Annotated in this window: 15 protein-coding genes and 2 pseudogenes; 5 read left to right on the forward strand and 12 right to left on the reverse strand. The window is 41.0% G+C overall.

The genetic code is table 11. The features are described 5' to 3' along the window. Positions 1-497: isopentenyl phosphate kinase (locus CDG77_RS22485; RefSeq protein ID WP_262985166.1), on the reverse strand; the 497-nt coding region annotated here is incomplete at its 3' end. A 373-nt stretch (positions 498-870) separates the two neighbouring features. Next, complete coding sequence (locus CDG77_RS22490) at positions 871-1,518, reverse strand: transmembrane-type terpene cyclase (protein WP_094331594.1); 648 nt, start codon at positions 1,516-1,518, stop codon at positions 871-873. Between the two features lie 845 nt (positions 1,519-2,363). Here CDG77_RS22490 and CDG77_RS22495 point away from each other — a divergent pair. Next, positions 2,364-2,627 (forward strand): hypothetical protein, encoded by a 264-nt coding sequence (locus CDG77_RS22495; protein WP_094331595.1) that lies wholly within the window; start codon positions 2,364-2,366, stop codon positions 2,625-2,627. A gap of 138 nt (positions 2,628-2,765) precedes the next feature. On the opposite strand, the pseudogene CDG77_RS22500 reads toward CDG77_RS22495, so the two are convergent. The 3 genes and pseudogenes from CDG77_RS22500 to CDG77_RS22510 form a co-directional block, all read right to left on the reverse strand. Further along, positions 2,766-2,882 (reverse strand): annotated as a pseudogene (locus CDG77_RS22500) (IS1 family transposase); the annotation flags it as partial. Positions 2,883-2,908: 26 nt separating this feature from the next. Next, positions 2,909-4,024, reverse strand: a complete 1,116-nt coding sequence (dinB, locus tag CDG77_RS22505; protein WP_094331596.1) for a DNA polymerase IV — start codon at positions 4,022-4,024, stop codon at positions 2,909-2,911. Between the two features lie 63 nt (positions 4,025-4,087). Then, positions 4,088-9,541 carry a trifunctional serine/threonine-protein kinase/ATP-binding protein/sensor histidine kinase gene (locus tag CDG77_RS22510; protein WP_094331597.1) on the reverse strand — a complete coding sequence of 1,818 codons (5,454 nt, stop codon included), beginning with the start codon at positions 9,539-9,541 and terminating at the stop codon, positions 4,088-4,090. Positions 9,542-10,147: 606 nt separating this feature from the next. Here CDG77_RS22510 and CDG77_RS22515 point away from each other — a divergent pair. Continuing rightward, positions 10,148-10,435, forward strand: a complete 288-nt coding sequence (locus tag CDG77_RS22515; protein WP_094331615.1) for a hypothetical protein — start codon at positions 10,148-10,150, stop codon at positions 10,433-10,435. Between the two features lie 347 nt (positions 10,436-10,782). Here CDG77_RS22515 and CDG77_RS22520 read toward each other — a convergent pair whose 3' ends face one another. From CDG77_RS22520 to CDG77_RS22530, 3 genes are all read right to left on the reverse strand, one after another. Next, a complete protein-coding gene (locus CDG77_RS22520) occupies positions 10,783-14,997 on the reverse strand; it encodes a DEAD/DEAH box helicase (protein ID WP_094331598.1) in 4,215 nt (1,404 codons plus the stop codon). 249 nt (positions 14,998-15,246) lie between these two features. Next, positions 15,247-15,528, reverse strand: a complete 282-nt coding sequence (locus CDG77_RS22525; protein ID WP_094331599.1) for a hypothetical protein — start codon at positions 15,526-15,528, stop codon at positions 15,247-15,249. A 264-nt stretch (positions 15,529-15,792) separates the two neighbouring features. Beyond that, entirely contained in the window at positions 15,793-16,005 is a 213-nt protein-coding gene (locus CDG77_RS22530; RefSeq protein WP_094331600.1) for a hypothetical protein, read from the reverse strand. Between the two features lie 31 nt (positions 16,006-16,036). On the opposite strand from CDG77_RS22530, the gene pyrC reads away from it, so the two are divergent. Further along, positions 16,037-17,065 (forward strand): dihydroorotase, encoded by a 1,029-nt coding sequence (gene pyrC / locus CDG77_RS22535; RefSeq protein ID WP_094331601.1) that lies wholly within the window; start codon positions 16,037-16,039, stop codon positions 17,063-17,065. A gap of 285 nt (positions 17,066-17,350) precedes the next feature. Here the strand turns inward: pyrC and CDG77_RS22540 are convergent, their stop codons facing one another. The 4 genes from CDG77_RS22540 to CDG77_RS22555 all read right to left on the reverse strand — a co-directional run bounded on the left by CDG77_RS22540 (position 17,351) and on the right by CDG77_RS22555 (position 23,003). After that, positions 17,351-18,301, reverse strand: coding sequence for an RpoD/SigA family RNA polymerase sigma factor (locus tag CDG77_RS22540; RefSeq protein WP_094331602.1), 951 nt, complete (start codon positions 18,299-18,301; stop codon positions 17,351-17,353). Positions 18,302-18,390: 89 nt separating this feature from the next. Then, positions 18,391-20,637: an SF1B family DNA helicase RecD2 gene (recD2, locus tag CDG77_RS22545; RefSeq protein WP_094331603.1), complete on the reverse strand. Its 2,247-nt coding sequence runs from the start codon at positions 20,635-20,637 to the stop codon at positions 18,391-18,393. 339 nt (positions 20,638-20,976) lie between these two features. Beyond that, positions 20,977-22,140 (reverse strand): ParB/RepB/Spo0J family partition protein, encoded by a 1,164-nt coding sequence (locus CDG77_RS22550; RefSeq protein ID WP_094331604.1) that lies wholly within the window; start codon positions 22,138-22,140, stop codon positions 20,977-20,979. Continuing rightward, positions 22,140-23,003 carry a ParA family protein gene (locus tag CDG77_RS22555; protein ID WP_094331605.1) on the reverse strand — a complete coding sequence of 288 codons (864 nt, stop codon included), beginning with the start codon at positions 23,001-23,003 and terminating at the stop codon, positions 22,140-22,142. The genes CDG77_RS22550 and CDG77_RS22555 overlap by 1 nt, the downstream gene beginning before the upstream one ends. Positions 23,004-23,948: 945 nt before the next feature. On the opposite strand from CDG77_RS22555, the pseudogene CDG77_RS22565 reads away from it, so the two are divergent. Together CDG77_RS22565 and CDG77_RS22570 are read left to right on the forward strand one after the other, a co-directional pair. Beyond that, positions 23,949-24,909 (forward strand): annotated as a pseudogene (locus CDG77_RS22565) (ParM/StbA family protein). Between the two features lie 5 nt (positions 24,910-24,914). Then, positions 24,915-25,205, forward strand: a complete 291-nt coding sequence (locus CDG77_RS22570; protein ID WP_094331607.1) for a hypothetical protein — start codon at positions 24,915-24,917, stop codon at positions 25,203-25,205. Positions 25,206-25,294: the final 89 nt, after the last annotated feature.

Below are 25,294 nucleotides of genomic sequence, written 5' to 3' on the forward strand. Positions count from 1 at the left end.
TATTTCGCTAGTTCTGCAAGCATTGCATCTGTCGAGAGGACAGTACCACCAATAGCTTGATCTAGAACGACATCACCAAAAATTAAAGGAATCAAACCTGCTTGTAGACTACTTTCTATTACACTAAAGTCACTCTTCAACAGTTTCTTATTATGAGTGATTATCATAGTAATAGGTGGCAAACTTACCACTGGTAAACCTGCTTGTAAAAAACTTTTAGCTAGGAGGAAATTTAAATCTAAAGCATCTTGGTGAACTAAGCAGAACCCTAGTTTTTCTTCATCACCTGAAAAACCATTAATTGTATTATATTTATTCGCTGATTGGTGGGCAAAAGAACCAGCACCGTTACCAATAATCAGTTTCAGATTAGGATTTTCACGTTTGATTAGGCTCACTTGCTCAACCAGTTGTGTTATAATTTCTCTTCGAGCAGTATAAGGTTTATCCTTGTCAGTAATTAAGGAACCTCCTAGCTTCACTAATACTAATTCCATAATCAAATATTAAATGAGGAAAGACAAAAACTTATAAAAGACTAATCCTAGACAAAAAAATCAAAGTTGCTAATAATTTCAACATAATTTAACAAAATGCATGAAAGGAAATAGTAAATTTTGGTTACAAAATAAGGCAGAATTTATCGACCAGAATACATACGTCAATCGTCAGAAAACAGGTATGAATTCTGTACGACACAACGACTGCGGTCAGTGCATCACTGAAGGATAAATAAGGGGGTTTAAGACCCCCACAAAACTAGAATTTTTGGTGGTCTAGTTGAAATGTAGGCGATCACTATTACTCCTACGCTTATTAGCAGCAGTTTTCGAGTATTGCTATATACCATGTTCCTAAAGTTATTTTCCACTACTGCCGGGTTAGTGCGTGATTAAGCTTTTTTTTCTCGAAACTTTTTATCTTCATAGCAATCATCCCCACATATATTAGATCAAAAACAAAAATTGCAGTATATAAAAATATAAATAAAAGTGACCTACCTTGTGTTGGATGATTAATATAAAACCCAATGGAAGCCAGCAAAGTTCCTATCATTTTGAAGATAGCAATAAAGATTGATTGACCTCGGACAGTATTACGTTTGGTCAACATATCAATAAAGAGAATAGACATGAGAAGATTTTGCCCAAAAGCTGTATACGCACCGCTCCAATCTTGAAACTCATCTGTGATTAACAGGACACAGCAAAAGCTAGTAAATAAAGTTAATATAAACACTGGATAAAATAATTTATTTGGTATATCCTTCAACTCAGATTGCCCAAACTTGAAAAATCCATACAAGATAATTAAATCAAGCATCAACCACACAATATTGATTTGAAGTTGTGGTGGCTGATGAGGATGAATAAAAGAAAATATAAATTCCCATGATAGATTGGTACACAATGCAACCAACGGCATTCCATACGTTTGATCTTTAAAGCCACGTTGAATCAACAAAATATAAGTCAGTATCCAAAATGCTCCGCAGCCAAACATTAAATAAGTTCCCATAAATCATTACCTCCTTTATGCTTTTTAAAAATCAAAATTCTTACGGGCTGTAATACAATTATTCCTCTTATACAAAGTAAATAATGCACTGCATGTCTAATACAAAGTTACTGAGCATGAGTGTTAACTCTACTTAACCGCCTGTGCAATGAAAAACTGCCCTGGGGCAAGGAGTCCAGAGCAGCGCTTACAAAAAAATAAATATGGGAGTTTTAAACTGTTGCCCCCTACTTTACATAATAATTCGTTTGCTATGTAATACTCTTCAGTTCAAGTTTTCTACTTTATGCAAAAAGAACGAAAAACTTTTAAAGCTGCACTATACAAGGATTAGATGCAATCAACCAAGCCCAAGCAACACCCTTGGCTGAATGCGTGTAAACCAATGGTTATCAAAATTTGGTCAAACAAACATGAATGCACCATTACCCCAAGGAGCGATCGTAGGCCGTGGAGGGCGGTTGTAACAAAGGCACAGAAGAGGCGGGGGCGGCGATAGGGGAAGCTTGAGCTTTTTGCGATCGCATTGCTCCCGGTGGGCGGATACGCGAACGCCTACAATAACCGGGGAAATGCCCGCTCTGAATTGAGAGACAAACAAAGGGCAATCACCGATTATAACTAAGCCATCAAGATTAATCCTAACGATGCCCTAGCCTACAGCAGACGGAAACCTTGGGAAACAATAATATCCTCTACGCTTGTTGCGTCTATTTATATAGCTCAACTTATATAGCTCAACCCTTGATCTTCGAGAAAATATCACCAAATCGACAGAACCATCTGCTTTAGCTGGCAAGATATAATCGTAATGAAAATTAACATTGTTAAATATATCTTCAATTATGTTTCCTAACCTTGTGGAAGATACCAAAGAATACTGGTGCAAGTTAAATGAGTTAGAAGTTGCTTACCAAAAAGGTGAAGTCTCTATTGAAGAGGTAGATGGGAGGGTTAAATTGCTGATGACTGAATTAGGTAAAAGTCGCCAGGCAGCATTAAACTACGTTTTGAATAGCTTTTACCATTTTTTGAATGAGCAAGGAGAAGCAATTGTTGGTATAGCAATTTTAGGAGTCATTAGCTACGCTTGGGTGGTTCTCAGCTAAGTAGGCGGCTAGAATAAAATGTAAGATAAAAGAGATTTGCTCTTTGTAGAGGGGCAATATTGCTAATGACTGCACCCATAAAGATAAATTGGCAATGTTCTAGAACGATTGCTATGTCCTTAAACTAGTAAACCAAACTCATAGCGAAACTAGTAAACCAAACTCATAGCGGTTGATGAATGAACCTATAACTATGCCGTGCATCTCCTCTGTTTTAGAAAAGCAAATTGTCTTCCGAGCTAGCTGTTTGATTCTTGTTTGTTTACTGTTCACTGATTTAATCACTCCCAAGTAATATCTGCATTTTGGAATAGTGGCAGTTGAATAACTTGGGTTTGTTTGGCGTTATCCAGGTTAGACAAAGAAATTCCCAACAACCTAATACTGCGGTTTTCCAGTTCAATCGACTCAAACAGCGCTTTGGCTATCTCGAAAATCGTAGAGAGTTCACTGATGGAAGCAAGCATTGTTTTACTGCGGGTTAACTGCTGATAGTCAGAGAACTTGACTTTTAACGTTAATGTGCGGCCTCGTGTTTCATGCTGCTCTAACCTTTGCTCCACTATCTGGGCAATCTGTTCAAGTTCCTGCAACATCTGACCGACATCGCTTAAGTCCTGTGCAAACGAGGTTTCTGCACCAATCGATTTGCGAACTCGATTTGCTTCAACTAGGCGATCATCTTCTGCTCTGGCAATCTTGTAGTAATAATGACCTGCTTTACCAAAGTGGTGTGTTAACTCAGTCAGCGATCGTATTTTCAAATCTGCGCCAGTATGAATCCCCAGTGAATGCATTTTAGCTGCTGTAACTTCTCCAATGCCGTGGAACTTCTCAATCGGCAGTTGTTCTACGAAGGTGATCGCTTGCTCTGGTAAAATCACTGTCAATCCATTCGGCTTATTCTGCCCTGATGCCATTTTTGCAAGAAACTTGTTAATCGACACGCCTGCGGTTGCCGTCAACTGGGTTTCTTGGAAAATCGCAGTTTTAATATGTCTTGCGATAGTAGAAGCGTAGGGGATACTTTGCTTGTTCTCAGTAACGTCCAAATATGCTTCATCTAGCGCAACCCCTTCCAATAAATCAGTGTAGCGTTTGAATATGGCGTGGATTGAAGTGGAAATCTCTCGATAAACGTCGAATCTTGGTCTGACAAATATCAGTCCGGGGCATTTTGCAATTGCTGTTACCGAGGGCATTGCTGAGTAAATGCCAAACTTACGAGCTTCATAACTGGCGGCTGCAACTACGCCTCGTTGATTCGGGCTGCCACCGACGACTAAGGGTTTACCTCGGTAACTAGGGTTGTCCCTCTGTTCCACCGATGCGTAGAAGGCATCCATGTCTACGTGAACTATTTTCCTGGTTCTAGCGACAGATTCTTGTCCCAACATTGAAATCCCAATGAGGCAGTTTTAAAATTTCTAGTATTAATAACCTAATTTATTTTGTCTGCGTTAGACACTTCTTGCTTCTAACCTTGCCTGAAGGGGGATAGAAACAAGAAATTCAGCCCCTTGTCCGAAAACGGATATACATTCCAACTGTCCTTGATGCTTTTTAGTTACGATTTGGTAACTAATAGATAGCCCTAAACCAGTGCCTTTACCAACAGCTTTGGTAGTAAAAAAGGGTGTGAAAAGTTGCGACCGCACATTTTCACTGATACCAGAACCGTTGTCAGCAATGCGAATGACGGCGACATCACCTTCAACAGTAGTACGAATTGTAATGATACTTGGGTGACGTGCGATATCGGCATAAGTCCGATGTTTATTAAATTCCTCTAAAGAGTCGATCGCATTTGCAAGCAGATTCATAAATACCTGATTCAGTTGTCCAGGGTAGCACTCTACAGGTGGCAGGTTGCCGTACTCCTGTATTACCTGAATTCCGGGAGAGTCTGGCTGGGGTTTGAGGCGATTTTGCAAAATCATTAGGGTACTATCAATACCCTCATGGATATTAACGGCTTTAACTTCAGCTTCGTCTAGGCGGGAAAAGTTTCGTAAAGATAATACAATCTGGCGAATACGATCAGTTCCCACTTTCATTGAAGCCAAGAGCTTAGGTAAGTCTTCCATCAAAAAATCTAAGTCAACTGCATCTATTTCATTCTGAATTTTAGGTGGTAAATCCTGGTTTTGCTGCTGATAAATTTGTACTACACTCATCAAGTCTTTAACATAATTATTTACGTAAGTAAGGTTGCCGTAGATAAAGCTGACTGGGTTATTAATTTCGTGAGCAACACCTGCCACCAATTGCCCCAGGCTAGACATTTTTTCGCTTTGCACCATCTGGGACTGGGTAAGCTTCAATTCATCGAGCGTGTGTTCTAGCTGCTTTGCTTTCTCACGCGCTTGTGTTTCCGAAATTTCTAACTCCTGGGAGTATATGTGCAAATTTGTGTAGAGGCGAGCATTTTCTATAGAGATGGAAACTTGCGAAGTCAATAAGTTTAATACTTCTAATCGCTCTGCGGTAAAGACTCCAGTAGTGAGGTTATTTTCCAGGTAAAGAACTCCAGTTAGCTTACCCTGATGAGAGAAAGGTAAACACAAAATTGATTTGGGTTGATTGGCAATAATATAGTTGTCACTCACAAAACGTTCTGTATGACTAGCATCTTCTAAAACCAAATTTTCTTTTGTTCTTTCAACATAGTTAATCAGTAAAGCTGGCAATTTATGCTTTACTTGCACCAGGCTGGACGATCGCACTGTTACTTCATCTCGATCAATGCTTCCTTCGGCTTCAATCACCCACTGGTTGTCCCGTTTGACAAGTAGATAACCCATTTGCGCCCCAGCATTCTCGATCGCAATCGTCATCATTTTCTCCAGCAGGGGATTTAACTCCATCTCGCTTGAGAGTGCTTGAGACGCTTTAATCGCTGTGCTTAAATCTAGAGTTTGGGTTTTAGCTTCAGCAATATCCTGAATCTGCTTTGTAGCCGTACTCCGCCCGTCTATCTCCCCGACTGAATCTCTAAAAAGTTGGGAGTATTGTTCATCCAGTTGCCGGACTTTAGCCGTAGCTTCCCACTTGAGATAGCAATAGCGGGCTTCTTTCAAATAAACTTTGGCAAAGTTTTTTCTATCTTTGGCTAAGTAAAATCGAAATGCCACTTCGTTTGCCAAGGCTTCATTTTGTAAATAACCGTTTTCGGCAGCAGAAGCGATCGCCTTATCATACATCTCCATTGCCTGATAATCTTGTTTACAAATCCGAGCTACTTCAGCTTGGATCAGCAGGAACTTGTGTTGATAATTAGTTGGGCAGTGCATTGCCCATTGCTGGAATTTTTCTAAGTTGGTATTTAGTTTATGCAGATAAGTAACTTGAGTTTCTGTATCTACATCCGCATAAGCCCCTGCTAAGGCAATACTTTGGTGAAAATAAAAAACAGGATTAATAAAAATCCCTCGCGCTCCCCCAACAAATTTTTCGGCATTCTCTGCATACTCAACAGCTTTGCTATACTCTCCATACCAGTTACAGAGCGCAAGTTTATAGATGTAAACTACAAATGCACTCAACATATCCGAAGATGCCAGTGCAAACTCTAGCACTTGCCGTTCATCTGCCCAAGTTCCAACAAGTTCGTCAATCCTGCCTGCTGGCTTAGTCAGGTTAGCGATCGCTTCCATAGCTAGCAGATGGTAGTTCAACATATTTTTGTCAATCTTGCGGAGGCTAGGAATAAAATCTTCGGCTACTTCTGCGGTTTTTTCTAAAGATTCATTTCCAAATAATGATTGCCACAAAAAATTAACTGAACAATAACCAGACCATTGATAAGAACCTGTTTCTAAACCACTATTAAATCCCTTCAATAAATAAGGTTTGCTTTCGCTAATATGGTCTTTGTAGTGGCAAACTAAACCGCCCCACATATTCAGAATATTTGCTTCTAATTCCTTCGTTCTCAAAACTTCATGTAAATGCAAAGATAATTCGCCAAACTCATAACCTGAATCTACCTCACCATATTGGAACACCAGATTAAAAGCATAAAGCATATAGCCAAATACCGAAATTGGCGAGTTGCCATACTGAACTGAAAGTTGAGTTATATTCATTGATGTGATATGCAACGCTTTCGATCCTAAAAAGTAGGCAATAGGCCAGATTTCTTTTAAGATGCGTTGAGCCATTAACTTTTCTTCGTCTTGCATTGGTGGTAGTTCTGCGAGACTAAAAGTTGTGCGCTCGCCAATAACTTTTTTGGTTTGATTAAGTTTTTCTAACAGATATGCATCATCAGGATAAGCTGTAAACTCCAAGCCTAAAAGTTCCAAGGTATTTAGCCCAATTTTATATGCGGAGTTTAAATCATTTTCCATCCGATAACACATAATCCGATATTCATTCACCCGACACATATCAAGAGTAGTTTGAACCTGGCTGAAAGTCTGCTCAAAAATCAGCAAAGCTTCCTCATATTTTCCATTTAAAAATTCGGCTTCTCCAGATTGTAAATATAAAGTTAACGTGAGTAAATAATTATCCTGCCAGCTATTTTCAGGTAGATAGCTCACCCCTGTTTCTAGCAACTTAAGTGCAGTTACAAACGCCGAAGATGATTTTGCCCGTTGACCTGCTTTCAGATTTAATTCTGCCAGTTCATATCTTTCTGCTGGTTCCACAATCAATGAGCTGCCAGCATTGAGATGGTTGACGATCTCGAAAAGATGTTCTTCTAATTGGGATTTTTCAGTATTATGTAATAGTAATTTTCCCACCTTCAGGTGTACTTGTTTTTGCTGGTCGGTTGGAATTAAAGAATAGGCAGCTTGCTGAACGCGATCGTGCAAAAATTTATAGTCAACTTGTACAGCAGTATTGCAGTATGTTGCCAATTCCGACTGATTTAACAACTGAGGAATTTTGTAAGTATCGCTCAAAGGAAGAATTAATCCGGCTCGTAAAGCTGACCATAAATCAATTGCTGTTGCTGATGGAGATTTTTCGTTGACTACAGCTAGAATTTCTAAATTAAATCGGTTGCCAACACAAGCAGCTAATCGTAAAACTTGCTGCGTTGGTTCTGACAATCTCTGAATTTTATTCACCATTAAATCTACCACATTATCGGTAATGGCTTGTGACTGAATTCTGTTGAGATCCCACTGCCAGAAACCCGAACGATAATCAAATGTCAAAAGATTATCTTGATGCAGTACTTTTAGTAACTGAGTTAAGAAAAAGGGATTACCTTGGGTTTTTTGAAATAGCAAATCAGCTAAAGTTTCTGCCTGAGATGATTCGCAATTGAACGTGTCAGTTAGAAGTTGAGTAATATGAGGTGCAGCTAATGGCTTCAAAAGTAACTCTTCAACCGTTGCCCCAAATGCTTGAATTGTCTCTAGCATTAACATCAGTGGATGGGTGGCATTAACTTCGTTATCTCGGTAAGCCCCAATCAGCAATAGATACTGGCTTTCTGGGTCAGTCATCAGATTCTCGACCAGGTTGATAGAGGCGGCATCTGCCCATTGGAGGTCATCTAAAAACAGTACTAAGGGATGTCCAACAGCAGTAAAGGCATGGATAAATTGTTTAAACACCCGATTAAAACGGTTTTGAGACTCAGCAACCCCCAACTGCGGTACAGGCGCTTGCTGTCCAAGAATCAGTTCTACTTCCGGGATGACATCAATAATAACTTGACCATTAACTCCCAATGCTCGTAGTAATTTATTTTTCCAAACCTCAACTCTGGCTTGGCTTTCAGCTAACAGCTGTCGCATCAATTCTCGAAATGCTTGAATCAAAGAAGCATAAGGAATATCTCGCTTGAGTTGGTCAAATTTGCCACCGATAAAGTAACCTCGCTGCCGGACAATCGGTTTATGAACTTCGTTAACTAGTGAGGATTTGCCGATACCTGAATATCCTCCTACTAAGACAACTTCGCTCGAACCAAGGGTAACTTTTTCAAAGGCAGCCATTAAAGCTGCTACTTCTACTTCCCGACCATAAAGTTTTTGAGCTATTTGGAATTGATGCGAAAAATCCTGCTGGCCTAGGCTAAAAAGGTCAATGCTACCTTTTGTTTGCAGTTGTATCGTTGCTTGCTCTAAATCAGCCTTTAACCCGTAAGCACTCTGATAACGGTCTTCAGCAGTTTTGCTCAGAAGTTTCATTGCGATCGCAGAGATTGCCAATGGTACATTAGGATTAATCTGGTGCGGAGCTACTGGAATTTTTGCAATGTGACAATGCACCAACTCCATTGAGTCTTGAGCATTGGGGAAGGGAAGTTGACCCGTCAGCATTTCGTAGAAACTGACACCTAATGAGTAAAAATCTGTACGATAATCTAAGGTTCGGTTGATACGTCCGGTTTGTTCTGGCGACATATAAGCCAGTGTTCCTTCTACAAGGTTGAGGCTAGTAATTTCTGGGCTTTCTTTTGATAACAGCGAGGCGATGCTGAAATCAATCAGTTTTATTTTTTCGGTATTGGGGTTATAAAGAATGTTTTCGGGCTTAAGATCCTTATGGATAATATGGTGGGTATGTAACTCTCCCAAAGTTTCAGTAATTTGAGCGGCAATATTAAGAAATTTTGTCAGTTCAATTCCTGTAGTAGATATTTGGTGTTTTAAAGTTTCTCCACTAAAGTCTTCTAAAACCAGTGCTAGACCATTATTGTAGCCGTTGTCATAATTGATTAATTCATGGGCTTTAATTATACCTGCAATATTCAGGTTTTGGATAATTTCGTATTCGTGCTTGAGTTGAGCAATCTCTTTGATAGTCGGATACTCTGCTTTGAGTAGTTTGATAATAACTGAATGTCTGTTAGCCTTGGAGTCTGCTCGATAAATTACTGTGGCAGCAGCTTCATAAATTAAACTTGTAATACTATAGTCAGGGATGTGAGCAATTAATTTAAACATTAATACTTGTCTGAATGTTGTTTTCTAAGAGATTTTGGTAGTTCTTATGTATGATAGTTCCCATAATTAAAGTCAAGTTAACTCTTCAAATGCTAATTAAGTAAAGATTAGCCTCGCTAATCTTTACTATCACGCAAGGACTATAAACTTTTTCATCCTCTGTGTGCAGATCGTTTTTCTACGTAATAGTCTAAGTCTAGTTGTGCTAAATAACTTGCGAATTCACCTACTTCCGTCAGTCTAACAAGTAAATCGAGCATACAACACTGCATTACCTTGTTTAAGGACGCGGGTTTACCCTTGCTCCTGATGGTGGAGTTCTGATTCGCCTATTACCTTGCTCTGCTCAATAATTATCTCTACCAGTTCTTGTTTCTATAACTGGTTCAAGCTTTCTCGAGCCAATTGCGATCGCTCTATGCCATTTATGCTATGACATCTGCACGAAAAGCAAATTTGTACTCAATTAATAAATTCTTACAAGTAGGGACTCGTATTTTCCATAGTTTTGCAGTACAGTGTTTATTCTGTGCAAATTATTTATACCCATCTTCTCCCAACTTTACCCAGACAAATTTTGAGCCAATGCCTTCGAGGGAACAGCCAATGAAAACTTCTAATGATATAGATACCAAGAAGATCATCAAAAAATCCGACAAGCTTACCCTGAGACAGATGAAGTTAATCGAGGAGGCAGAAGACCAACTTCTTCAAGCTAATACTGTCAATTCATCAACCCCTGTGGTTGAGGAGCAACCAGTAGCAATTTCAGAGCCTAGAGTTCCTGACTATATTCCATTGCTTGACAATCCTCCAGTACAATCTGTGGGTAATTCCGGCTGGCAAGTGTCTGATGTCTGGCGGGATATTCGGGTGGATAGCTTCTCGAATTAAACCGGAACTAAAACAACCGCCTGAGCAACTTTGTAAACTATCTTTGCACCAAGTCAAAGCTATAGTTGCATTGTGCTTATAATAAGTTAAGGCTAACTATAACTGGAAGTTAGCACCCTGTAAATGGTTATCGCTTGGATTACGCATCAAAGGCGATACCAAGACAAACAAAATTTATCGGCAGCGTAATAGTTTCTATTCCGTTGCCAACATGCACTCAGCGATCGCATGTTGGTGAAAGTGTTGTATATCAAGGCAAGTAGTTTTTATCGGAGATTATGTCGGATAAAAGATAAGGGTTACTTACTGAATGAGCGATTATTGTCAAAAAAGCCTTGGTAAATGCCTTAATCTTCACTAATCAACTGTAACAAGGCTTCCGTTGATATCTTGCCACTAATATCAGCACCTTCCAATAAGCTGTCTGCCAAATCTCGCTTGTGGTGGTGCAATTGCACAATCTTTTCTTCAATAGTATCCTTTGCTACTAGACGATAAATGGTAACAGGGCGTTGTTGCCCAATGCGATGGGCGCGGTCTGAGGCTTGGTCTTCCACTGCGGGATTCCACCAAGGGTCTGTATGAATCACATAATCAGCAGCAGTCAGATTGAGTCCTGTACCCCCTGCCTTGAGACTAATCAGAAATACATCCCCTGAACCAGCTTGGAAAGCATCGACCCGTTTTTTGCGCTCTGCCACTGAAGTACTGCCATCTAAATATTGATAATTAATACCTTGCTGTTCGAGGTAATCGCGGATGATGTGCAAATGGTCAACAAACTGACTAAACACTAACGCTTTATGACGATTTTCCAGAAGTTCACCCAGCACCTCACCAAAAAGTTGTAACTTGGAACTGCGTAATTCAGTATCGGGCATAACGAGACTAGGATTACAGCAAGCGCGACGCAGTTTCATTATCTCAGCCAAAACTTGCAAATGTTTCTTTCCAGCATCTGCATCAGTTTCGGTAAGTTTAGATATGGCCTGACGGCGCAACGCTTCATAGAATGCTTTTTCCTCCCGGCTCAATTCCACATGCAACAGAATCTCAGTACGAGATGGTAATTCTTCTAATACTTGATTTTTCGTGCGCCGCAACAAAAATGGTTGAATAAGTTTTTTGAGTTTATTACGTGCAAGTTTATCCTGATATTTTTCAATGGGGGTAGCAAAGCGTTGATTAAAGCTTTCAAAAGAACCCAATAACCCAGGATTAATAAAACGGAACAAATTCCACAACTCACCCAGGTGATTCTCAATCGGAGTCCCAGTAGTCAGCAACTTAAAATTAGATTTTAGGTTCATGGCTGCCTGAGAACGTTTAGTGGTCATATTTTTAATCGCCTGGGCTTCATCCAGGACAATCGTTTGCCACTGTACACCAGAAAGCATTTGTGCTACTTCTTCCTGCTGTAATAAACCATAGCTGCAAACCAACATATCCAACGGTTGTAAACCATCTAATAATTTTTGGCGGTTAGCACCAGAAAATTGAATAATATTCAGAGTTGGGGCAAACTTCTGCGCTTCACTCACCCAATTCATGCACACGGAAGTCGGCGCAATAATTAGGGTTGGCCCCTCATGGGCATTTCTGAGAATAACCGCCAATGCCTGCACGGTCTTACCGAGTCCCATTTGGTCTGCTAAACAAGCACCCACACCCCAATGTGCCAGACGCGCCAGCCAACAAAAACCCTCCATCTGGTAGTCACGTAGTTCTGCTTGAAGCGTAGATGGCAGTTCCGGCTGGAGGTTTTTCACCTCCTGGAGACGCTCTCTATGTGTTTTCCAGTGTTTATCTGCTTTTACCTTACCTACCTCATCAACAAAATCTTCTAACCCTAATGTTGCCAAGGGATGAAAACGAATACATGAACTATGCTTTTCCGAAAACATCCGCAATTCGTCGAGGCGTTTCCGAAAAGCTTGAGTTAAAGCCAAAAATTGACCATCACCAAGGGGGATAAAACGGCTGGGGGTTTTCTCTAATAGTTCTAGTAGTTGCTGCATATCCAGCACTAGGTCGTTATTCAATTTCAACTCTCCAGTTGCTGCAAACCAGTCTTGCTGACGTTGAATTGATAAATTAAAGTCTTTCAAGTCGGCATTGTGGCTAACACGCAGTTTTTCTCCTTGTGGCCATTCTATGACTACGCTACTTTCCAGTGCTTGCAGTTCTAGCAGCAATTCTAAACAGGCTTCTGGGTCAGCTATAACCCATTCACCATCTTGTTCTTCAGTTCGTGTCAACGTGGGACAGGCTTTTATAGCAGCTTTAGCAAGCTGTTTCTCTTCAGGTAGATTTCGTCTGGTTTGCAGACGTTTCCCGTCAATCTCGGCAATTACAGTTTCACCACCTGTACCAGGACGGTAGTAGGGACCACCTTGGGCAAAGGGGCGCGACAAAAGGCTGATTTTCAATCCGGCGTTAGCAGGTAAAAGGTGAATATGGGGTAGAGTCTGGGCGGGTACTTCTTCTGCACCTTCGAGTCCACCACCAATGTCCGAATGTACGGTAACGATGCCAGAGACGGCATTAATCGCTGCCAAAACTTGCTTTTCGGCAATGGCAGGCACGTTTAATTTATTTTCTTTACCAATAATCTCGGCGATGCGGCGGTGTTCGGCACTAATTTCAATGACTTTGATGCGGGTTGGGGTTTCTTTGATATGCAGAATATTCTGTGATTCTGGTAATTTGGGAGAAAATTCCAAGGTGAGACGATCAAGTTTTCCTTTTTTAACCAGTAGTTCCGGTTCTCCCTTGACAATTTCTACACGAATAGTCGGTGTATCTTCCCAAAAAACTAACGGGTGTCCAATTAAAGCAGAGATGGCTTTTTCACCGAAGGTATAATCAACTTTCCCGTAATAAGAGCCATCATTATATGTTTCTATACAACTACATACCCGCATATCTTGGGGTGTGATGTAATCAAACTCAGATAATGCACTATTCAGACGCTTGAGGGCTATGGGGCGACCTTTACTCCATTCCCCTTTGGCATTCACTTTTTGTTCTCGTGGTTGCAAGACACATCTGCTAGGATAGAAGGTTATGAACCATGCTAAACGTAGTTCCGATTCTGGTTTTAGGGATGTTTGTGGCCTTGATTGGAGATTTGCCAAGGCATTGAGGCACATTTCCCAGGCTTCTTGAGGTCGAATTAAGTCTACGATGGTTTGAATATTGCTATCTTCTCGCAGTGCGGGAGCAAGTTTATTATAATTGCTACTAGGTTTGAGCCGGGATAGGAGTTCTGCGGTTTCCATTGCCAACCAGTGATAACCAGAGGCAAGCGATCGCCGATACAATGGTTCTAGTAAATTAGGTAAGCGTTTTTTAGCACTTTCTGCATCCATCCAGTAAAGACATAGTGAACAAAACAATGTTTGTAAGCTATTTTCTTCTTCCACGGAAGAAATATGACCACTGACTACAAATTGTTTTTGGGTAATATCGCCAAGCTGAACAAGCAATACCATGTTCAGTCTGCCATAAGTGAACCTGAGCCAATGATCCCCTTGACGGGACATCAAACGGGTATGCTCTTCTGCTTCTCGGAGGCTTTGCGCTGAACCATCTTTTAACAATGCGAGGATAAAAAATAAGCCCCCAATTGTATTGAAATATATTTGCCGTTTGCCTGTAGCCTTTTTGATCGCTTTCAGGGCATCTGTATAATATTTTATGGCTTGTTCATTTTCACCCCGCAGAAAACTTAACCAACCCCAAAAGATCGCAGCGTTATTTTGATAGTCATTTGATACACGCTCCAAACTTTCTTGTGCTTCTTGGGTACAGCCCTGTAACAACAGTTGTTCTGTCAAAATCAGGTGTAAATAATCTGAGCAATGTTTTTCACTGTTAGAGCATTCTTCTTCTAGCAGCGTCAACGCATCTTCACAAGCAGATAATTTTAAGGCGGAATTGAAGAGGATACTTGATATGCCACTTTCATATAATCCAAGTGGAAGGGTCTTAAACCAATCTGCATCAAATGGATTATTGTATATCTGCTCAAAGATATTTTCTATTACTATTTTTTCTTCACTATCACTGTACTTCTGATAATCTTCAATTTGCTGATTAATAAAATTAAGGTCTTGGCGATAAATACCAATGCGGATTTCTCTGATACACTGGCGCAGACTGGAGAAAATCCGAGAATCTCTGTTCCAGTGAGTACGTATTGGTAGCTTCTCTTCTACTGCTGTGACGAGGATTTCAAACTGTCCGGTTTGTACAGCATGGCGAGTAGCTATTTCTGTGAGTAACGGATGACATTCAGCACCTTGTCTGCTCTCCTGTACTAACAAGCCTGCTTTTAACAATTTATCAATTTGGGGAATAAGGGTTTTAGTACCCCAAGGTTTATTCTTTTCATCTAAAGCACCAGTTTTACTAAGACAACTTACGAAGGAATTTTTGTCTATCGGTGCATAAATTACCGAAAATAACTGAATAATTTTTTGTAAGGAAGGATGTAACTCGAAGTATATATGAGCGAGTTTTGTTTGCAATCTTGTGGTATCATTAGCCAAATTAATCATACTATTAATTCAGTTCTTTAAATAATTCCATTAATTTACGTTTACGTCCATGAGCCGCTTCTAATTTCGAGCGATAAGCAGACCATTCAGCTTTTTACCTTAGTTGAATATAAGCAGCTTTGATTTTTTTAGCTAATTAACGCAGCGTCATAACGGTCAGCTTTTCCTTGTTCCATAATTGGTTCTGCCCGTCTGCTTTGCGTTATCAATTACCCAATCTGCACGATGGGAAACTGCTGCATCCATGACTCAATGAACCAGTTTGGAATCATAGTAAGTATCTCTTTCTACTGTTTTAATTGCATCATCAATTGATCCTTCATGGAGGAAAATATCGACTTGAGCTTCTCCTATTCCCAAATCTGGCTGATTTTGCAGTGTTTGCAGTAAATCTTGTTTGAGCGTCAACCAAGTTTCTCCTGCATAGTCTTGAATCTTACCATAGTCTCGAAACGCAAGAAGCTCAAGGATGGAAGGGGTTACGCCTGAAGTTGCGGTGTAATGCTGGAGTTTGAAGGCGCTTGCCCTCAAAAGTTTGCTCAACTGGTGACAGATGCGCCCGATTGGACAAAGTGGATGGCTTGATTTACACCCAAGCTTGGTATTAGACCAATAAACTATTGCTTGCGAAGTGTGTGTGCCACTTCAAGATTGTTGAATGGCAGTTTCATAAGTAGCAAGTGCTTGTTGATAAGTTGCGAATGCTTCTGTATACTGCTGCTTGTTGGTTAAGTATAGTTCGGCTAATCTTTCAATCATCATTCCGTGATAACTAATATCAATTGCATCACTGTGCTATCGAGAAAAGGCACTATCATAGGCGATCGCTTGCTTTAAAGCCTTAATAGCCTCTGTATAATGCTGTTGAGATAACTGTAGCTCGGACAGCTTTTCGAGAGCGAAACCCTTGCGCTTAAGAGTTTTGAGGTCATTCGGAGCAAACTTGAGTGCAGTATCATAGATAGCGATCGCCCCATACCCTATCTGGATGATCGCCCCTATTTTCATGAGGCCCTTGTTGCCGTTTTATAATGAAAGGATGCAAAAGCTTACCATCACCCGACCTGACGATTGGCATCTGCATCTCCGCGACGGTGCAGCACTGAAAGCGGTTCTGCCCTACACGGTGCGTCAGTTTGCCCGCGCGATCATCATGCCGAACTTGAAGCCCCCTATCCGCTCGGTGGCAGATGCGGCTTGCTATCGCGATCGCATCCTCGCCGCCATTCCAGAGGGACAACAGTTTGAGCCATTGATGACGCTCTACCTCACCGACAACACCAGCCCCTACGACATTCTCCGGGCGAAAGAATCCCAGTTTATCAAAGCGGTCAAGTACTACCCAGCCGGTGCAACGACTAACTCAGACTCCGGTGTGACAGATATTCGGAAGGGTGATCACGTCTTTGAAGCGATGCAGCAGGTGGACATGCCGTTATTACTGCACGGGGAAGTGACCGATAACGATGTTGATACGTTTGATCGCGAAAAGGTGTTTATCGAGCGACATTTAATCCCCCTCAAGCAGCGATTTCCCAACCTGCGGGTGGTGCTTGAGCATATCACCACCTCCGATGCGGTGCAGTATGTCCTGTCTGCCAACACTATCGCGGCAACAATTACGCCACAACATTTGTTGTTTAACCGTAATGCCCTGTTCAAAGGCGGCCTTCGCCCCCATTTTTATTGCCTGCCCATTTTGAAACGGGAGGAGCATCGTCAGGCTTTGTTGCAAGCAGCAACGTCGGGAAATCCGAAGTTTTTTCTAGGTACCGATAGCGCTCCCCATACCCGCACCAGCAAAGAAAGTTCCTGTGGCTGCGCGGGATGCTTTTCGGCTCTGCACGCCCTTGAGTTGTATGCCGAAGCATTTGAAAGCGTGAAAGCCCTGGATAAACTGGAGGCGTTCGCTAGCTTCTATGGCCCAGATTTTTATCAACTGCCGCGTAATACCGAGCGAATTACCTTGTCCAAAACGACTTGGCGCGTTCCTGATGAAGTTCCATTTATGGAATCTGGGCTTGTACCTTTGGGGGCGGGGCAGGAAATGACATGGCAAATGGTATGACATTTGCATTGTGCATCAGCCGTTGTGGAATCCTGTCGGTTAGCTTAGACCAACGAGTAATTTGAATCCTGGCTCAAATTTGAGTTTGCGAATCTTCCATTTTGAGTGGTGATCGCCTTAGCAGAACTTTAAGATTTTAGCAGAATATAAATATAATCTAGTATTGATTGAAGAAACGTTTAAGCCTACAAATGAGAGATTGAGAAATAACCTTTTTATAAATAGCGGGACTTAGACAAATTAGTTCTACAAGAACCGTGCATCATCTGACGAAAGTAATTCTACTTATTCAAATAAATATTCTTGCATGTCGTTTTGTCGATGGCGGAGAATACTTATAGCTTTGACCTGGATTTGACGAATCCGCTCTCGACTGAGGTTTAGCTGTTGGCCAATCTGAGCGAGATTGAAATGCTGATCGTTCTCTAGCCCAAAGCTTAAAGTCAACACTTGACGTTGAATCGGTGTCAATGGTTCTAAGAATTTAGCTACGTCTTGCGATAGAAGTTCCTGGGTAAGCAGTTTTTCTGGTGAAGCGGCATCGCTGGCTAAAATTTCACCCAACTCTGTCTCTTTCTCATCTCCGACTTGTTTATTTAAAGAGATCGCCGTGCGAGAAGCGGTGAGATATTCTCGAAGTTTATCTGTGCTTATGTTTAATGCTGATGCTATTTCTTCAGATGTGGCATGACGACCGAGTTTTTGAAAGCTTTCTCGCTGCACCTTCTTGATTTTATTAAGTATTTCAGTTAGATGAACAGGCAATCTAATAGTGCGGGATTGTTCTGCGATAGCTCTGGTTATAGCTTGACTAATCCACCAGTAAGCGTAGGTTGATAGCCTATAACCTCGGTTGGGATCAAACTTTTCTATACCTTTTTGTAAACCGATTGCTCCTTCTTGGATCAAATCTAGAAATTCCAAATTGCGGTTCTGGTATTTCTTGGCAACAGATACTACCAATCGCAGGTTAGCTGTTACCATTTTTTGTTTGGCTTTTTGGCCAAGGTGTAGTGCTGCTCGGACTTGTGCTTCGGTTTTTTCGACAGCATTAGCTAATTGAGTCAAAGTTGGTTCGCGGTCTAGCTGTTGAGTGAGTTCATTTTTAGATTGCTCAATGACAATCATTTCTTGTACCTGTCTACCATAAGCGATTTCTTCCTCTGGCTTTAATAAAGGATACTGACCAATTTCTTGCAAATAGATGCGAACCATGTCTGAACTCAGGCTGGACATACAAAATCAACACTTTTTTAAACCAAGGAATTTAAAAGTATAAATCAAATAGCTCAATAAAGTTTTCTATTTTGAAGAACCAAAACATATCACCAATTCAGTCCTGTCTGAAGTAACCTCTGCTTCAACCTTGTGTAGCGCTGTTGGTCATCAGTAGAGCGCACCGCCAGAGATATCGCTTTTTTTGCGCCAACTACGATCGCTAACTTCTTGGCACGAGTTATACCAGTGTAAAACAGGTTCCGGGTCAACATCATATAGTGCTGCATATAGATTGGCAGAACTATCACCGGATATTCTGAGCCTTGGCTTTTATGAATCGAAATGCTCCAGGCAAGGGCAATTTCATTCAGGTCAGCGTAATCGTAAACCACAGTCCGCTCACCATACAGTACTGTAACTTCCTGCTCGACAGTATCAATGGTGAGGATTATTCCCAAATCGCCGTTGAAGACTTCGCGGTTGTAGTCGTTGGTTAGCTGGATGATGCGATCGCCCTCGCGTAATAAATTTCCACCTCTGTTAATCTCCACCTTGTTTGGGCTGGGTGGATTAATCAACTGCTGCAACACAGTATTAAGGTTGCGAGTCCCTACCAAGCCCCGCGACATTGGACAAAGTACTTGCACATCAGTAGCAGGATTAAAACCCAGCCGTGGAATCAAATCGCTAATCAACTCGCAGATTGCCTGTACACCATGTTCGGGCTGATGTCCGCCGCCGTGCCAAATACAGTCAGACACAGGATTGTCGGAGATTGGCTCGATTGTCGGATAAATTCCTCGATTAATTTGGTGAGCAGCAGAGATGATTGCAGAAGTTTTAGCTTGGCGGAATACCTGAGTTAACCGCACTACTGGCACACGACCAGAATTAATCAAATCAGCGAGTATTTGACCTGGCCCCACAGATGGTAACTGGTCAATATCACCCACCAACAACAGTAGAGCGCCAGCTAGTACTGCTTTAATTAAGGAGTAAGCCAGAAACAAATCAAGCATCGAAGCTTCATCAGCGATAATTGCCGTGTGGGGTAAAGGATTTTCGCTATCGCGCTTGAAACCCCTTGAGCGGGGGTCAAATTCTAACAAGCGATGAATAGTTTTAGCTTCCAGCCCAGTCATTTCACCCAAACGTTGAGCAGCGCGTCCAGTGGGTGCAGCTAGGGCTATGGATTTACCCATTGCTTTCCACAGGCTGACAATCGTGTGAGTTGTAAAGGTCTTTCCAACGCCAGGGCCACCAGTGAGGATCATGATTTTGGAATAGGCTGCTGTTTCTACAGCTTGGCGTTGCTGTTCTGAAAGCTGAATTTTACGGTTGGCTGTAAAGCGGTCAATCCAATCACGCACACGCTCAATGTCAGTGCCAACAGGTTTTTCCAAGCGTTGGCGTATCAGTTGAGCTAAATTCTGTTCCGTATGAAAGTAAGTCGGCTTGTAGCAAAGTAGTGTTTTTTCTTCATCCCACTCTCTAATCAGGTCGTCTGTTAAAGCCATATCTTTAATAATGATCGCGACCGCTTCTTCTGTGGGCTGATGAGATTCGGTTGTCAGCAGTTTGATTACCGACTCAATCAGTTCGCTTTGTGGCAGGTAACAATGACCATCTTCGGCAGCTTCACTTAGGCAATGGATAATCCCCGCACGGTAACGAAATTCTGAGTCAGGGGCAATTCCGATATTTCTTGCAATCTTGTCAGCAGTCAGAAAGCCAATACCGTAGATGTCGGCTGCTAACTGGTAGGGGTTTTTGGTAACAGTGGCAATTGCTTCATCCTTATATTGCTTGTAAATCTTCACAGCATAAGTGGTAGAAACGCCATGCCCCTGGAGAAATACCATCACTTCTTTGATCGCTTTTTGAGTTGACCAAGCGTTTTTGATGAGAGTGATCCGCTTTTTGGCAATACCCTGGACTTCAATCAGTCGTTCAATCTGGTTTTCGATAATATCGAGGGTTTCAAGTCCAAAGTGAGCTACGATGCGTTTGGCTGTTACTGGGCCAACACCTTTTATAAGTCCACTACCTAAATATTTCTCAATTCCGGTGAGAGTGGCTGGTTTGGTTTCCTGGTAATTGATGACTTGGAACTGTGGCCCAAACTGAGGATGGTCACGCCAAAAACCCGTAAGTTGTAGAGTTTGACCGGGTTGAATATTAGCAAAGCTACCGACAATTGTTGTGAGTTCGTTGCTTCGGGGGCGCGTCAGCCTTGCCACAGTGTAGCCTGACTCAGCAGAGTAAAAAGTTAGGCGTTCTACGACTCCGGTGATTGTTTCGTGTTGAGGAAAGGCACTTACTTGTTGAGGGGAAAGATTAGGGGGAGTGGACATTGCCTGTTAGAAGAGGCCGCACATTATTATAATACTGGAAGTCAGTTAATTATAGTACATAAATACTATATGGCACACCCAGCATTAGTGTCATCTAAAACTCACCCTAATTTCCCTTCATCACTCTTATATGTCATAGTTCTAGGCTTCCTTTTCTTAAGTGGAACTACTGATTTTTTGGGTGCTGGAGGAGGGCGGTAGCTTTCGCAGTAAAGCGATGCTGGTTATACCTATTATCAACGAGGTGAGCAAAAACGTTTAGAACAAAGTATATGACACCTTGACTTGGTAACTCACTTTGTCCGGGATAACTATATTAAAAATTACAAAAACTGCTTACTACATCAGGGTTTTAATCTCATCGAGCTTTTCCTGAAGGACTTGGCGTAGTTTAATAAGTCGTGTCTGTTCCAATATTTTTAAATTTATTGACTGGATATCCTTAATAGTTTTGTTCATCTGTTTGTTCTGCTTGGCTTCAGAATTAGAAGCACTATACTGCTCTAGGGTTTGCTTAACTAGTGTTTTAGTTTGGCTCAATGATAGTTTTTCTTCGATGACTCGATGAGTTACCTGAGTACGAATCATCAGAGCTTTAGATTCATCAATCTTCATCTGTTCAGAGGATAACTTATTGAGTTCTCTTACTTTGCTGGTTTCTAACCCTTCAGAGCGAATGACATTTTTTAGGTCTTCTGTCACTTTAAGAAGAGGAAAGATATTGTTATTAATCGATACCGGATTGAGTTGTAGTCCTAACAAAACTGAGACAATCTCATGTTCCTCATGTTCCTTGAAATCAGATGTTTCTAGCCATTCTTGTTGTGTCATCAAATCAGAATCTTTAATCAGTGCGAGATATTGAAGCTTCTTGCTACGGACTAGTCGGTTAATAAAAGCATTCAAAAACTTTGGAATCTCGTCTTCTCTTCCGCTCAGATCGGGATATTTATAAATAATTAATCGAATAAGAGCAGTTGCTAAGTCAAGGTCATGAAGTTTTTGTGAGTGAATACTACTTACCAGTTGACCCTCAAAAACTACGACTTCATCTGAAGTTTCTTCTTTAGGTAGAAAGACAGCTTTCAGTTTTGTCATTCCAGCAAGTGGAGCTGACCTCCATCTGAGTTCTCCATCAAATATTTTGTAGCGTCCATCAATTTGTGGAATAAGCACTATTGGGTTTTGCTGACCTTGCCGACGCAGACTCTCTGCTCGTTCTTGGATTACTAATTGAGGAAACGTTTGTCTCGGTTGAGCCAGATCGGGATCTATAAGATTTACTGCAATTTCATGTATCCCTCCTTGAGTAGCCAGTTGATTAGTGAGTTGCTCAATTTGTTGCTCTAATGTAATTTTTTCTTCTGAACTAAATACATTTGTTCGCAGCTGTATAATTTCTACTTCGAGTTTCTCTATCTGACTTTTAAGTTGGTGAATTTGCTGAGACTGACCTGCTTGGCCAAACAGTTGACTAATTTCTACAGGTTTTTTACTTGGCATTACAGTTCCTCTGTCATCAATTTAATTAAGCTAGTCACAATAGGTTTAAAGTCTTCACTAGCATCATAACCAGGTCGATATAAATTTAAGGGTAATCCAGAACCACTAGCTTTAAGGTAGTAATTAGATTCTCGAATGTAGGGAAAGCATCGGATTCCCATCTGTTTAATTAGAAAGGGAAGAGTTCTCTCAGGCTCAATATCAGTTCTGAGGTTGCCCTTTTTGTCTAAACCTAAAATATCTCGATGTGCCCCAACGCCATATAAATCTACTCGTGTAGGTACAAACCCTAATATTTCAGGTTGAGGTTTCAATCTCAAATCGTCTACTTTACTATAGAACCAATCTAAAAAACCTGCGAAAGCTCCTGTATCTTTATATTCTGGTTTGATAGGAACAAGCACATGTGTAGAAGCTGCTAGTGCAATCAAACCCATAGGCTCTAAGGAAGCAGGAGTATCAAAGATAATCAAATCGCTATTTAAGGGAAAATCTTCTAATCTATCTTTCAGTGTGTAGTGACGGCGATTATAGTTATATATTTCTGCAATGCTTTCTTCGAGAAATTTTCCTCCTTGAATAGCCGTAACCGTGGAAAGATGTTCTGTCCAAAGTGGAACAAGTGGGTAGTCACCTGTAAATGTTTTTTTGAAGACAGCAGCTAGAGACTGCTCCATTGATGCTGGTGCAAGCCTTGCAAAAATACATAGTGAGCCGTTTTGATCGAGTTCTATTAGGGTAACTTTGTAACCTTTGGCACCTACAGCATATGCTAAATGGGTTGCTACCGTGGTTTTACCTGACCCGCCTGCATTACTAGCAATTGTTAGCCGGATCTGCTTTTTAACTGTTTTCTTTTTCATTACAATGTCTTTTAAAACTCACATCTTTCTTAGTTTTATTTATTACCAACAACTGAGTTAATTCAAAAAAATCGTGATTTCATAAAAAGGTTGTTTTACATAACAAGGCTCCTCAAATCTTTGATAGTGGCAACTTGATACATAATATACGGATCGTTTATGAAACTAACATTAGTTTCATAACCTTGTATATGACTAAGGTTAATTTCTTCTGCTCTAAGATTCGCTAATTACTACTGTTCTAGCACCTACCAGTAGCCCATCAATAACATCTTTGAAGTGTAACTGTGGGAAGATATCAAAAAAAAAGGAACATAGCATTGGACTAGCCAATTATAAAGGTTAAACTTTTCCACTCCCATTTGTAGATCAGTTGCCCCTTCTTGATTCAAATCCAGCAGTTATAGGTTATTCCAGCAATATTTTTTAGCTACTCCAACTTTCCCTTCTTTACACACTGCACCCCTGCGAATGTCTCGAATGATGCAGGTTTAATTGAGATATTAACTCTCAACATCGCTTATTTCCAGTCGAAACCCGTCGCTATCCCCAAAATCACGATCATGCTAGACCACGCTTATCACCTTGAACATCTTACAGAGGCATTAAAGTATAAATCAAACAGCCAACCATCTAAATTAATTTCTGCTGTGTTGATAAAAAAGATTTCAAAAATTCCTCATGGGGGCTATATAGGGGCTATATATACCCCAGCAATAGTTCAAGACTTTGGTGAGATTTTGACCCCTATATAGGGTACATATAGGCGCTAAATGGGGTACATTTGACTAATTAACATTTTGTACCCCATTTAGCCCCCAAGGGGTTATGATAAGCTCTTGAGATTAGGAAAAAAGGGGAGGTTATTTTATTCTTCTTTCTCTTGCTCTTGCAGATCGCTTGAACAGATAATTTTCAAAAATTAAAGTGTATTACTTGGAGCAGATGTCAAACATTCACACCTTACAAAAAATTTTTCCTGCGGGTTTCGATAACGGTTACGGAAGCCTAAAACTTTTAGTCGAAGGATTTGAAGTAGTTCGTGTCCCCAGCTATATAACTAATGCCGAGATGGAAGATGTGCCAGGACGTGTAGTTTTTAACGGCATTGCTTACACCGTTGGAGAGTCAGCTTACCGTACAGGAAATTATTTTGACCGCAACACAGACAATAATGAAAACAAAGTCAATAATGCATTATTGACTTTATTGGGTGCATTAGCACATCTGCCACACCGTAAGGCTTGGCACTTAAAATTAGTCGTCAGTTTACATGATGTTGGTCTGGCATCAGAACTACAAAAAGTACTAAATGGAGAATATCAGCCAATACTTGCTGGCAAACAATCAGACGTGAAAGTAGAAGTGCTGAAAGTTGTACTAGAGGGAATGGGTGCATTATTTGGGCATCCACTACCCAAAAAATTAACCATTTTAGACTTTGGCAATGGAACAACCCTGTATTCTCGTTACAACCGGGGTCAACGAGAAGTTCANCACCGCCTACCCCATCGGTGTAGAAGTTCTCATCGATGATATCTCCCAAAAAATGAAACATCTAAATGGAGGAAAAATTGGGGATGCTTCCAAGATCCGATTTTGTCTGGAAATGGGGCATACCAGGTACAGCCGTGACATCGATATCAAAGATATATACAGTGCTTCTTTAAAAGATTGGTATGAAAAATACTTGAAGAAAGTGGTGAATCTGACACTGGATGCCAAGCACCAAGGGGATGAAATCTGGGCAATAGGTGGAGGCTGCCTCTTACCAGGATTTAAGAAGCTGTTGGAGAAAAACGGCTTCAAAATCCTGGACAATCCGGTAGAAGCCAATGTCTTTGGGCTTTTAGAAATGGCAAAAACTATTACCAGCAAGAATCCAACAACTACATCTCTTAAGTGATCACAATGACAGATAAACAAGACTTAGCACCGGAAAAGGTTCGGATCAAAGATAGCTACCGGGAGCGGATATTTGCAGAATCACAGCAATTAGGTAAAAGTTACCTGGAGACGCTTTACTTTATCATTGATTGCTATTTTGCTTTCAGAAAGGGTGCATTTCCGACACAACAAGTAGCTTTCACGCCAATTAATACTGAAGATAACAAACTCACCTCTTGGAGTTCAACTCAAATTACAGAGGAGGAAGAAGAGGATTCTGATGGAGAAACATTCAGCCTTGACTTTGATTTATAATCTTTGTGGCAGGGTAATTCCAGTATCTTTCTCTCTACCAGAACTGCAAGAACTGCTCAAAAGCCTCTTCGCTCAAAGCTTGAGTCTAT

The sequence above is a fragment of the Nostoc sp. 'Peltigera membranacea cyanobiont' 213 genome, from assembly GCF_002245975.1.
Taxonomy (GTDB): domain Bacteria; phylum Cyanobacteriota; class Cyanobacteriia; order Cyanobacteriales; family Nostocaceae; genus Nostoc.